Source organism: Pseudomonas sp. GW821-FHT01C01, assembly GCF_059422645.1.
Map to the genome: position 1 here is coordinate 19245 of NZ_JBWKXF010000032.1, position 12674 is coordinate 31918.

Annotated in this window: 8 protein-coding genes; 1 reads left to right on the forward strand and 7 read right to left on the reverse strand. The window is 61.7% G+C overall.

The genetic code is table 11. From position 1 onward, the window contains the following. Positions 1-30 precede the first annotated feature (30 nt). From selB to fdnG, 6 genes are read right to left on the reverse strand one after another with little or no spacing between them, the layout of a single operon-like run. Positions 31-1938, reverse strand: coding sequence for a selenocysteine-specific translation elongation factor (gene selB, locus AC07XF_RS18980; protein ID WP_495027649.1), 1908 nt, complete (start codon positions 1936-1938; stop codon positions 31-33). Next, positions 1935-3365, reverse strand: a complete 1431-nt coding sequence (selA, locus tag AC07XF_RS18985; RefSeq protein WP_495027650.1) for an L-seryl-tRNA(Sec) selenium transferase — start codon at positions 3363-3365, stop codon at positions 1935-1937. Before selA ends, selB begins: the two co-directional genes overlap by 4 nt. A gap of 51 nt (positions 3366-3416) precedes the next feature. Beyond that, positions 3417-4343, reverse strand: a complete 927-nt coding sequence (gene fdhE / locus AC07XF_RS18990; protein ID WP_495027651.1) for a formate dehydrogenase accessory protein FdhE — start codon at positions 4341-4343, stop codon at positions 3417-3419. Between the two features lie 3 nt (positions 4344-4346). Then, positions 4347-5012 carry a formate dehydrogenase subunit gamma gene (locus AC07XF_RS18995; RefSeq protein ID WP_495027652.1) on the reverse strand — a complete coding sequence of 222 codons (666 nt, stop codon included), beginning with the start codon at positions 5010-5012 and terminating at the stop codon, positions 4347-4349. Beyond that, positions 5009-5944 carry a formate dehydrogenase subunit beta gene (gene fdxH, locus AC07XF_RS19000; protein ID WP_007983789.1) on the reverse strand — a complete coding sequence of 312 codons (936 nt, stop codon included), beginning with the start codon at positions 5942-5944 and terminating at the stop codon, positions 5009-5011. Before fdxH ends, AC07XF_RS18995 begins: the two co-directional genes overlap by 4 nt. Further along, a complete protein-coding gene (gene fdnG / locus AC07XF_RS19005; RefSeq protein WP_495027653.1) occupies positions 5945-9010 on the reverse strand; it encodes a formate dehydrogenase-N subunit alpha in 3066 nt (1021 codons plus the stop codon). Between the two features lie 342 nt (positions 9011-9352). Between fdnG and AC07XF_RS19010 the strand changes: the two genes are divergently transcribed. After that, positions 9353-10507 (forward strand): MalY/PatB family protein, encoded by a 1155-nt coding sequence (locus tag AC07XF_RS19010; RefSeq protein ID WP_495027654.1) that lies wholly within the window; start codon positions 9353-9355, stop codon positions 10505-10507. Positions 10508-10660: 153 nt separating this feature from the next. Here AC07XF_RS19010 and AC07XF_RS19015 read toward each other — a convergent pair whose 3' ends face one another. Next, a complete protein-coding gene (locus AC07XF_RS19015) occupies positions 10661-12580 on the reverse strand; it encodes a hybrid sensor histidine kinase/response regulator (RefSeq protein WP_495027655.1) in 1920 nt (639 codons plus the stop codon). Positions 12581-12674 lie beyond the last annotated feature (94 nt).

Here is a 12674-nt window from a genome sequence, read left to right on the forward strand (position 1 = left end):
GAACTCATGCCCCTGAGTCACGCACCTGAATCAGTGCTCTGTGCGCTGGGCCAACGCACTGTCCGCACGAATCTGCCGACGATCACCAAAGCGTCGTGTCAGGCCGATGCGGTCGAAGTACTCCAGTATCTGAATGCTGCGCTTGCGCCCCAAACCGATAGCATCGCGGAACGCCGCCACCTGAATCACCGGGTCGGCATCCGCCAGTTGCACAAGCATAGCCGCCAATCGAAGGATCATGCCGTCGGTGTAAAACAGATCGTGGACCACTTGATGGAGCAGGCCCAGCCGGGCCATTTTGCGCAGCAAGGCGCGAACGGTTGCCTCGTCATACCCCAGGTTGCGCACCCAGGGCGGGTCGAATCCGGCTTGTTCGAACAACGGCTGCAAGCGTTGCCACAAGGCTTCGTCTTCTTCACTCAAGCGCACCTGATGTTCGGGCAAATGCAACCACGGTCCGCTGCTGACAATAGCGCCGCTGGCCAGCAATTCATCGAGCAGGCAGATAAACGTCGGGCGCTCCAGAGTGCTGCCGGCAAATCGACGCAGGCGATCCCGGTCCGGGCCCATTTGATCCGGTTCGAGTTGATGGAAATGCGCGAGTTGTTCCACTAAAGGCGCTTTCAAGGCTTCCCAGCGACTGGTGCTGAACAGCAACGGGCCTTGACGGGTATCGATCAGGCGCACGTTGTCAGGCAACGTCCAGGAATTGCGCGGACGGTTGAACTGACGCTCCAGGCGCTGCGGGTCGAGCCCGGTGTCGCTATGGGCCAGCAATGCCGGCAAAACATCTTCCAGCGTTGCACTGTTGGCCAGCGCGTCCAGTTGCGCCAAACGTTCGGGGCTGCGGCGTTGCCGAGTGGGTGCAAACGGGTCGAGCACCCGGCCGCCGCCAAGGGTGCGCTGGGCACTCTGGTCGCGCAGGATCAGCGGATCGCCCTTCACCGCGTGCACGGGTGTATTGAGCAGCAGTTGCGCAAACATCCGCCCGCCGGACGCCAGGCTTGCGCCTTCCAGCAGGGCGACTCGCCCGGTGACGTCCTGGGTGCCGAGGTGCACATGCACCGGTTGAAAGTGCTCGAAGGCCCTGGGTTCGCTGGCAAGCAACTGCATGTCGATGTCCAGGCGTTGGGTGGGCGCGTACAAGCCCTCGGCCAGCAACCAGTGGCCGCGATGGATGTGCTCCAGGGCCAGCCGTTCGGCATTCAGGTTCAACGCCACACGCTGGCCGGCAACGGCGCTGTCGGCAGTCTGGTTTTGCGCGTGCAGGCCTCGAATGCGCACCGGTTTGCCTTGTGGCCCCAGCAACAAGGTATCGCCCACCGCGACCTGACCGGACAGCGCCGTGCCGGTCACCACGATGCCGGCCCCGGCAACGCTGAAGGCCCGGTCGATCGCCAGTCGGAAACCATCTTCGCTGCTGCGTTGCAACACCTCCCGCTGTGCTTCGAGCAAAGCCTGACGCAAGGTTTCGATGCCCTCGCCGGTCACGCTCGACAGCGCAATCAGCGGCGCATCGGCATAAGGCCCGGACGCCAGCAGTGTGCCCACCTGCTTGCGAATGGCCTGCACCCTGGCGCCATCGACCCGGTCGCACTTACTGATCGCCACCAGTGCCCGAGGGATACCCAGCAATTGGACGATGGCCAGATGCTCACGCGTCTGCGGCATCACCCCGTCATCGGCGGCCACTACCAGCAACACCAGATCGATGCCCTGCGCCCCGGCGAGCATGTTGTGGGTGAAGCGCTCATGGCCGGGAACATCGATGAAACCGGTCAGGCCCGCTCCCGGCTCCAGCTCGGCATACAGGTAGCCGAGGTCGATGGTCATGCCGCGCTCGCGCTCTTCCCGGCGTCGGTCGCCCGCCTGACCGGTGAGTGCCTGGAGCAGCGCGGTTTTGCCATGGTCGATGTGCCCTGCGGTGCCAACAATCACCCTGCCCGGCCCTCCACCTGCAATTGATCGAGCTGCGCCAACCATGCTGGCTCGTCGTCCAGTTGCCGCAGGTCCAGCCACAGGGCGTCATCGTCAATACGCCCGAGTACGGCAATTGGCAAGGCGCGAAAGGCTTCTTCAAGATTCAACAGGGAGCGTCCGCGCAAGCGCTTGGAGGTCAACGGGCGCAGGCACAGCGCTGCGCTGGCCAGCCTCGCCACCGGTTGGCTGCCGCTGCCGATCATGCCCAGTGCCGGCATGGCACTGACGCTCCAGCCGTCACCCAATACCTGGGCCAGCGACGGCCGCAAACGCTCGGCCTGGGCGAGAATATCGGCTTGTGGGCGGGTCAGCAGGCGCAGGCTGGGCAAGCGCTCGGCCAGTCGGTCCGGGTTGCGGTACAAGCCCAACACCGCTTCGAGGGCAGCCAGGGTCATTTTATCGACCCGCAGCGCACGCTTGAGCGGGTTCTTCTTGATCCTGGCGATCAGTTCCTTGCGACCGACAATCAGCCCGGCCTGTGGCCCGCCGAGCAGTTTGTCGCCACTGAAGGTGACGATGTCCGCGCCATCCAGCAGCGCCTGACGCACTGTCGGTTCGGCGGGCAAACCCCAGCGAGTCAAGTCCAGCAGGCTGCCACTGCCGAGGTCTTCAAGCAGTGGCAAGCCGTGCCGGTGCGCCAGTTGCGCCAGCTCCGCCGTTGGCACGCTCGTGGTGAAGCCTTGAATGCTGTAGTTGCTCGCGTGCACCCGCATGATCAAACCACTGCGCGGGCCGATGGCGACCTCGTAGTCGCGGGCATGGGTGCGGTTGGTGGTGCCGACCTCAAGGAGCTTCACCCCGGCGCGGGCCATGATGTCAGGAATGCGGAAGGCACCGCCGATTTCAATCAGTTCGCCCCGGGAAATAATCCCTTCCTTGCGCGCTCCGAGGCTGTTGAGGGTCAGCAATACCGCAGCGGCATTGTTATTGACCACGGTCACCGCTTCGGCGCCGGTCAGTTCACGGATCAAGCCTTCGATCAGGTCGTCGCGGTCACCGCGCTTGCCACTGCGCAAGTCGAACTCGAGGTTGAGCGGATAGCGGGCAGCCATTTGCACCGCTTCGATGGCTTCCTCGGGCAACAGCGCCCGCCCGAGATTGGTGTGCAGGACCGTGCCGGTGAGGTTGAACACCCGGCGCACATGACTGCGGTGTTGCGCCGACAATCGCTCGCCCACCCTGCCCGCCAGTACCTCAGGGCTGACTTCTACCGATGCGAGCAAACCCTGCTGCACCCCTTCGCGCAGTTCATCAAGTAACAACCGCAACGCGGCAAGCAAGGCGTCGCGCCCATAGCGTTCAGCCAACGGCCGGCACGCCGGGTGACGCAACAAACTGTCGATGGAAGGTAGACGCGGGGGTTGGCTGGCACCGCGAGCAGACATCTGGCACTCCTGAAAACGAATGACCGTCGCGCCTGAGTGTAGACGCTGCGGTTATTCGTCTCCCGGAGCCAGCAACAGATTCGGTGCCAAACGCTGATAACCGTCCTGCGCCAGGCGCATGTCGAGCATCAGGCTGGACAGGTCCGCCGACAGCGCTTCGGCGTCTGCATCGTTCTCCAGATAGAGCAACTTCAGATAGCTGTTACAACCGGGGCAGACTTCTGCGCGCAATGGCGCCTGGTTGGCGACATGGCGATCATCTTCAAGGCTGAGGTATTCCAGGCCCTTGCTCTGCTCGCAATACACGCACTTGACCCGCACCACATGCCACTCGCAGGCGCACAGCGAACAGACCAGATAACGCAAGCCGTTGTGCTTGCCGCGATGGCGGATCACTCCGGCCATGGCCGGCGAGCCACAGGCCGGGCATTGGCTGAGGCTGTCGCCGGGCGTCAGCGCCAGGTTCGGTGTGCTCAACAGCCAGTGGCTCCAGGCCGTTTGCAGCGCCGCACCGAGAAACGGCACCAACGCGGCCGGCACCAGTGAATACTGGCCACTAACCAACGCCACCGCCCAGACGCGGCGTTGCCCGGCACCGGCCAGACGCAAGGTTTCCACGGCATCGGCCACGGCGGATTGCACCGGTGCTTCGTAGCGCTGTAACAAGGCATCGAGGTAAAGCTGCCAATCATCTTCGCGCGCCAGGCTGTCGGCCGCGAACGGTGGCAAGCCGTGTTGCTGGCACAACTCGATGCGTTGCCGGTCAATAGGCTCACTCAGCGGTGGGTCGTCCAGCACCTGTTGCTGCACCCGGCACAGCCCGGCAATCAGGCGCAGGTAATCGGCCAGCGGGTGCGCTTCGGCCAGAACCTCCAGGCGCTGGGCGCGCAGGCTGAAAAGATTATGCGGTGGCAGGTACAGAAACGGCGGCGAACTGGCCGCCGCTTCGATTTCTCCGGGTTCGAGGATGGTTGGCAAATGTCAGCCCTTTTTGGTGATCGGTCGCGTAGGAGCTTCGTCGCGGGTCTCATCTTGAGTCACTTGGCGATACCAGAGTTCGTGGTGTTTCTTCGCCCAGCCACGGCTGACCCAGCCATGCAACATGGCGCTGACCGAGCCCTTGATCCAGATGCCGGCATAGATGTGCACGATGATGCTCAGGATCAGCACGAAAGCGGCCAACGCATGCAGCAACATCGCCCAGCGGATAATCGTGATGCCGAAGTAATCGCTGAAATACGCGCGCCAGATCACCAGCCCGGTGAACAACAGCCCAAGCATGCACAGCAGTAAAGTCCAGAACAGCAGCTTCTGCCCGGGGTTGTACTTGCCGATGGGCGGGACGCCCTCCTCCTTGTTCAGCATCACCCGGTCGATGCGCTTGAGCCACAGGCGGTCATTGGCGATGAAGTAGTTGGCGCGCCAGAAGCGAAATACCAGGCCGAGGAACAGCAGGAACATCAGCACGCCCATGAACGGATGCAGGATGCGCGTCCATGGCCCGCCGCCGAACAGGTTGCTGAGCCAGAACAGCGCCGGGTGAAACAACGCCAGACCGGACAGCCCGGCCATGAAGAACAGAATCGCCACCAGCCAGTGATTGGTGCGCTGGCTACTGGTGTAGCGCAGGATGGTCTTGTTGCTCATGGCCTGCCCTCCCCACGGGGATCGAAGGTGTGCACCGACGGATCGACTTCATGCACGGCATTGTCCGGCGGGCTCGGGTGCTCATCTTCTTCGACAATTTGCGGTCCGACGCGCACGTAGTGGAAGAACCCGGCCAGTACCGCTGCGCCCATGGCCAGCAGCGCCAGCGGTTTGCTGATGCCTTTCCACAGCCCTACCAACGGACTGATTGCCGGGTGATCGGGCAAACCGGCGTACAGTCTTGGCGTGTCGGCGTGGTGCAACACGTACATCACGTGGGTACCGCCGACGCCTTCAGGGTCGTACAGACCGGCGTTTTCAAAGCCCCGGCTCTTGAGGTCGACGATGCGCTCGGCCGCGTGTTCCTTCATGTCATCCTTGGAGCCGAACACGATGGCACCGGTCGGGCAGGTTTTCACGCAGGCCGGTTCCAGCCCTACCGCCACCCGGTCTGAACACAAGGTGCATTTGTAGGCCTTGTGATCCTTTTGCGAGATACGCGGGATGTTGAACGGACAACCGGTGATGCAATAGCCGCAACCGATGCAATGATCCTGATCGAAATCGACGATGCCATTGGCGTGCTTGATGATCGCCCCCGGGCTGGGGCAAGCCGCCAGGCAGCCGGGTTCGGCGCAGTGCATGCAGCCGTCCTTGCGGATCAGCCACTCCAGGTTGCCGGCGTCGGTTTCATGCTCGGTGAAGCGCATCAGCGTCCAGGTTTCTGCGGTGAGATCCTGAGGATTGTCGTAGGTGCCATGGTTATGGCCGACTTCGTCACGCAACTCGTTCCATTCCGAGCAGGCGACCTGACAGGCCTTGCAGCCGATGCATTTGGTGGTGTCGATCAGCTTGGCGACTTCCTCCATGCCGCGCACCGAGGGCGCGGGTGTGGTGGTGGCCGAGCGGGCAATGATGTCTTGGCTGGCCATTTAGACTTTCTCCACGTTGACCAGGAATGACTTGGATTCCGGGGTCTGGGTGTTGCCATCGCCGAGGAACGGCACCAGGGTGTTGGTCAGGTAACCGTGCCGTGTGAGGCCGGTGAAACCCCAATGCAACGGAATGCCGATCTGGTGCACCACCTGATTGTTGACCTGCAGCGGACGAATCCGCTTGGTCACCACCGCCACCGCTTCAATGAAGCCACGCTTGCTGCTGACCCGCACCCGGTCGCCGGCGACGATGCCTTTTTCCTTGGCCAGCACTTCGCCGATTTCGACGAACTGCTCAGGCTGGGCGATCGCATTGAGCTTGCAATGCTTGCTCCAGAAGTGGAAATGCTCGGTCAACCGGTAACTGGTGGCGGCGTAGGGGTAATCCTTGGCCACGCCGAGGGAGTCCCACACCGAATCGAAGATCCGCGCCGCCGGATTGCTGGTGGCCTTCTTGTTTTGCGGGTGCAGCGGGTTGATGCCGATCGGCGTCTCGAACGGCTCGTAGTGCTCGGGGAACGGGCCTTCGTTCATCTTGTCGACGGCAAAGAATCGCGCCACGCCTTCGGGGTTCATGATGAATGGATTCATCCCCGCTTCCGGCGCCACATCGGCTTTGTAGTCCGGCACATCGGTGCCGCCCCAGGTTTTGCCGTTCCACCACACCAGGCGTTTTTTCGGATCCCACGGTTTGCCTTGCAGGTCCGCCGAGGCGCGGTTGTAGAGGATCCGCCGGTTGGCCGGCCAGGCCCAAGCCCAGCCTTGATGCTGATGCATGCCGAATGGATCGTTGTTGTCGCGACGGGCCATCTGGTTGCCCAGTTCCGTCCAGCTGCCACAGAAAATCCAGCAGCCGGACGCCGTGCTGCCGTCATCCTTGAGCTGGGCGAATCCGGCCAGTTGCGCATTGGCCTTGATCGCCGCGCCGGTGGCATCGGTGAAGTCGGTGGTGGCGGAGCCGTTGATTTCCTTGGCCAGCTCTTCCGGCGAAGGCTCGTCCGGGATCTTGTACGGCCAGGACAACTTGAGGATCGGGTCAGGGTACTTCCCGCCTTCAGCCTGATAGCGCTGACGCAGACGCAGGAACAGCTCGCTCATGATGCGGATGTCGGTCTGCGCTTCACCCGGGCCATCGGCGCCTTTCCAGTGCCATTGCAGCCAGCGACTGCTGTTGACCAGCGAGCCATCCTCCTCGGCAAAGCAGGTGGTGGGCAGGCGAATCACTTCGGTCTGGATGTCGGCGCTCTTCACATCGTTGTACGGCCCGACGTTGCGCCAGAACTCCGAGGTTTCGGTGGCCAGCGGGTCCATCACCACCAGCCACTTCAGTTTGGCCAGCGCCGCAGTCACCCGGTGTTTGTCCGGCAGCGCGGCGATTGGGTTGAAGCCCTGGCACAGGTAGCCATTGACCTTGCCCTGGCCCATCAGGTCGAACACCTTGAGGATGTCGTATTGGGGAATGTCCAGTTTCGGCAGGTAGTCGTAGGCCCAGTTGTTCTCGGCCGTGGCGTTGGCGCCGTACCAGGCTTTCATCAGGCTGACGTGGAATTTGCCGTAGTTCTGCCAGTAAGACAGTTGCCCTGGACGCAATGGTTTTTGCGTGCGTTTGACGATGTAGGCGTTGTAATCCTGCTCGGCATCGCCGGGTAACGTGAGGTAACCCGGCAGCGAGTTGGACAACAGGCCCAGATCGGTCAGCCCCTGGATGTTGGAGTGCCCGCGCAAGGCATTCACGCCCCCGCCCGGCATGCCGACGTTGCCCAGTAGCAGTTGCACCATCGCCGCGCTGCGAATCATCTGCGCGCCAGTCGAATGCTGGGTCCAGCCCAACGCATAAAGGATGGTCATGGTCTTGCCCGGTTGCGAGCAAGTGGCGATTTCCTCCCAGATCTTTTTCATGGCATCGACCGGCATGCCACAGATCTGGCTCGCCAGTTCGATGTTGTAGCGGCTGTAATGCTGCTTCATCAATTGATAGACGCAGCGCGGGTCCTGCAACGTCGGATCGACCTTGGCAAACCCGTCCTCGCCAAGCTCATAGCCCCAGCCGGATCTGTCGGTGTAGGCACGCTTGGCGACGTCGTAGCCGCTGAAGATCCCGTCCTCGAAGCCATAGCCGGCTTTGACGATGAACGACACGTCGGTGTAGTTGCGCACGTATTCGTGCTGGATCTTGTCCTCGGTCAACAGGTAATTGATCAACCCGCCCATGAAGGCGATGTCGGTGCCGGTGCGGATCGGCGCGTAATAGTCGGCCACCGAGGCAGTCCGGGTAAAACGCGGGTCGACCACGATCAGCCGCGCCTTATTGTGCGCCTTGGCTTCGGTCACCCATTTGAAGCCGCACGGATGCGCTTCTGCTGCGTTGCCGCCCATCACCAGAACCAGATTCGCGTTGGCGATATCGGTCCAGGTATTGGTCATGGCACCACGGCCGTACGTCGGGGCAAGACTTGCCACCGTCGGGCCGTGTCAGACACGCGCCTGGTTATCAAACCCCAGCATGCCGAGACTGCGGACGACCTTGTGCGTGATGTAGCCGGCTTCGTTGGACGCCGCCGAGGCCGCGAGAAAACCGGTGGTCAGCCAGCGGTTTACCGTTTGGCCCTGGGCGTTCTTCTCGATGAAGTTGGCATCGCGGTCGGCCTTCATCAGGTCGGCGACGCGATCGAGTGCTTCATCCCAGGAGATGCGGGTCCACTCGGTGCCGCCGGCTTTGCGCACCTGCGGGTATTGCAGGCGTCCGGGGCTGTGAATGAAGTCCAGCAGGCCTGCGCCTTTGGGGCAAAGGGTGCCGCGGTTGACCGGGTGGTCGGCATCACCTTCGATGTGGATGATGTTTTGTGCGACATTCTTGGCCGTATCGCCCTGGCTGTACATGATCACGCCGCAACCGACCGAGCAATACGGGCAGGTGTTGCGGGTTTCATGGGTGTGGGCAAGCTTGAAGTGACGCACCTGTTCGGCAAAGGCAATCGTCGGGGCCATGCCCAACGCGCCCAGGCTAGAGCCTGCAAGGCCGATACCGGCGACCTTGAAGAACTGACGACGGCTGAGATCCATCGTGCACTCCTGATCAGGTGGAACCCGGTACATGGCCGGGCTTTTTTAACAACCACGGTCGGGGCAGTCTGGCTGCCGACAGTTGAATTTTAGACAGGGCTGTCGAATTCGCCATGAGAGCCGACCGTCGGGCAATTTGCAGATAGACACAACCCCTGTAGGAGCTGGCTTGCCAGCGATGGGGACCGACCAGTCGCCACAATGGTTGACTGACACGACGCCATCGCTGGCAAGCCAGCTCCTACAGGGATTGTGGTGTCAGTCATCGCGAGCAAGCTCGCTCCTACAGGGCTTGGCGATTATCATGGTTGCCATTCCAATCCGGCCTTTACGAGACAGCGCATGACTTTCGATTTTGATCAGGTGTTCGACCGCCACAACACCGGCAGTACCAAGTGGAGCCGCTACCCGGCGGACGTGCTGCCGATGTGGGTCGCCGACATGGATTTCGCCGCGCCGCCGGTCATCATCCAGGCCCTGCAAAAACGACTGGAACACCCGATGGTCGGTTACAGCGTGGCCCAGGATGACCTGCGCGAGGCGATCGTCGCCGACCTCTGGAACAAATACGCCTGGCGCGTCGAACCCCAGGAGCTGATCTTCCTGCCGGGTGTCGAGTCGGGCTTCAATATGGCATTGAAGGCCCTGGTACAGCCGCAACAGAACGTCGTTGTCCAGGTCCCGAACTACCCGCCGTTGCGCCATGCGCCGGGCCATTGGGGGCTGAACAAGGTCGAGCTGAATTTCGACCTCCAGGCAGACGGCACCTACACCACGCCGCTGGATACCCTGAGCCAGTCGTTGCAAGGTGGCGGCGCCTTGCTGCTGAGCAACCCGCATAACCCGCTGGGCAAGGCCTTCCCCCGCGCAGAACTGCAAGCGATTGCCGATATTTGCCTGGAACAGGATGCCTGGATCATTTCCGACGAGATCCACGCCGAACTGTGCTACGACGGCCGCCAGCACATTCCGATGGCGACCCTGAGCCCACAAGTCGCCCAGCGCACCATCACGTTGATGTCGGCGAGCAAGGCCTACAACATCGCCGGCCTGAAAACCTCGTTCATGATCATTCAGGACCGGCATCTGCGCGAGAAGGTCAACCACGCCCGTTGCGGGATGGTCGACAGCGTCAATCCGCTGGGCATGGAAGCTACCCGCGTTGCCTACAGCGAAGCCGCGCCCTGGCTGGCCGAGCTGAAGGTCTACCTGCAAGGCAACCGTGATTTCCTGGTCGAGGCCGTGCGCACCCGCCTGCCGGGTATCACCATGAACCTGCCGCAAAGCACCTACCTGGCGTGGCTCGACTGCACGGCGCTGGGGCTGGACAACCCGCAGCAGTTCTTCCTTGAACAGGCCAGGGTCGGTTTGAGCGCTGGCCTGGACTTCGGTGATGACTGCAATCAGTTCGTACGCCTGAACTTCGGCTGCCCACGGTCGCTGCTGGAAGAAGGCATTGCGCGGATGGAGCGCAGTTTGCGTCATCTCAAGGCCTGACACCCTCCTCAAGCCAAAGGCAATCCCCTTGCGGGAGACTCTATGGTTGAGGGGAAACCCTCAACCTGCATCCGGTGGGTATTCACTCAGTCCGGTTCCGCAGGGATGGCACCCGGCCGATGCTGGTCCGCCAGCAGCGGTACGGTCGTCGTGTCACTTCATCGCCAAGGCAATGATTTCCACCAGGTTGAGCTGGGTAAAAGGTTTCGGCAAGCGTGGCAGATGGGTGGCAAAGCCCTCCAGCCGTTCGGCATAACCGGTGGCGAGGATGATCGGCACGCCAGGTCGAATGGTCCTGATGGCATTGGCCAGTTGCGCGCCACTCATCTGTGGCATGGCCATGTCGGTGATGACCAGATCGATCTCCGGTTCATTGCTGAACAATTCCAGCGCCCTGGCACCGGAAGTCGCACTGATGACCCGGTGTCCGAGGTCCTCAAGCAGCAGGCTGGTGCTGGTCAACACCAGGCTGTCGTCGTCCACCACCAGTACGCACAGGCGAGGCACCGTCACGGCCAGCGCTTCGGCGACCAGCTGGACGGGCGCACCACTGGAGGCGACCGGCAACCAGAGTTCGGCGGTCGTGCCCTGCTCCTTCTGGCTTTTGAGAATGAACCGTCCGCCCAGTTGTTCAATAAAACCGTGAACCATCGACAACCCCAGACCCGTGCCTTTGCCGACGCCCTTGGTGGTAAAGAACGGGTCCATCGCCGAGGCCAGCGTGGTCCCATCCATGCCCTCGCCGGTATCGACAATGTTCAGGCAAACATAACGCCCCGCGGCCAGGGATGAGGCGCTGCTGTCGGTGACTTCATCGACTCTGGCACTGAAGATGATTGTCCCGCCATGGGGCATGGCGTCACGGGCGTTGGTTGCCAGGTTGAGTATGGCCAGCTCCAGCTGATTGATGTCCGCCATCACCGGCTCAAGATCCTCGGGAAAGCGCGTTTCGATTTTCACCGAAGGCCCCAGGGAGCTACGCAATAGCCCGGAAATGCCTTCCACCAATGCCGGTATCCGCACCGGTTCGGACTTGAGCTCCTGGCGTCGGGCAAATGCCAACATGCGCTGGGTCAGGGAAACACCGCGCAAGGCACCCTGGGTGGCGTTGTCGATCAAGCGGGTTATCTTTGGATCGTCCGTCACTCGTTTGCGCACGATTTCCAGATTGCCGAGGATGACCGTCAGCAGGTTGTTGAAGTCGTGAGCGATCCCGCCGCTGAGCTGGCCGATGGCCTGCATTTTCTGCGCCTGGAACAAAGCCTCCCGGGTTTGCTCCAGCACCTGCTGCGCTTGCGTGACTTCAGTGATATCGCGGGTAATCTTGGCAAAACCGAGCAAGGCGCCGGTTTCGCCCCAGATCGGATCGACAATGACATGGGCGAGGAACCGCGTACCGTCCTTGCGCATTCTCCAGCCTTTGTTTTCAAAGCGACCTTCACGAACGGCGATGTCCAGCGTCCGTTGTGGCTCGCAGGCATCGCGATCCTCCGGGGTATAGAAGATCGAAAAATGCTGGCCAATGACCTCTTCCGGCAAGTAACCCTTGATGCGCTGGGCACCAGGGTTCCAGTTGCTCACGCGTCCATCCGGGGTGAGCATATAGATCGCGTAGTCGGTAACGCTCTGCACCAGCAGCCGGAACTGCTGTTCGCTTTGCTTGAGGACTTCCTCGGCCATTTTGCGATCGGTCAGGTCCCGGGTGATCTTGGCGAAACCAAGCAATGTGCCCGACAGGTCGAGAATCGGATCGATGACCACATGGGACCAGAAATGCGTGCCGTCCTTGCGCACCCGCCAGCCTTCACCCTCGAAACGCCCATCACGAATCGCCGTGTCCAGTGCCCGCTGGGGCAAGCCGGCACGGCGATCTTCATCGGTGTAGAAACGCGAGAAATGCTGGCCGAGGATTTCGGCCTCCTCATACCCCTTGAAGCGCCTGGCGCCGGCATTCCAACTGGTAATGATGCCGTCGGGATCAATCATGTAGATCGCGTAGTCAATCACCGCATCGATCAATAGCCGAAAACGACCATCTTCGATGGCCCTGCCCTTGGTTCGATCTTCGCTCATTGATCCCACCACCCTATTGTTTCTCAGGAGTATGCGTCATGCCGGGAATTTGGAAAGCCGGAAAGCAGCGTGCCCAGGCTCAGGCCAACCTGTT

What these genes read in the sequence shown, in the direction of transcription:
- selA (WP_495027650.1), bottom strand. Translation starts at nt 3,365, where the DNA reads ATGTCTGCTCGCGGTGCCAGCCAACCCCCGCGTCTACCTTCCATCGAC.
- AC07XF_RS18995 (WP_495027652.1), bottom strand. Translation starts at nt 5,012, where the DNA reads ATGAGCAACAAGACCATCCTGCGCTACACCAGTAGCCAGCGCACCAAT.
- fdxH (WP_007983789.1), bottom strand. Translation starts at nt 5,944, where the DNA reads ATGGCCAGCCAAGACATCATTGCCCGCTCGGCCACCACCACACCCGCG.
- AC07XF_RS19010 (WP_495027654.1), top strand. Translation starts at nt 9,353, where the DNA reads ATGACTTTCGATTTTGATCAGGTGTTCGACCGCCACAACACCGGCAGT.
- AC07XF_RS19015 (WP_495027655.1), bottom strand. Translation starts at nt 12,580, where the DNA reads ATGAGCGAAGATCGAACCAAGGGCAGGGCCATCGAAGATGGTCGTTTT.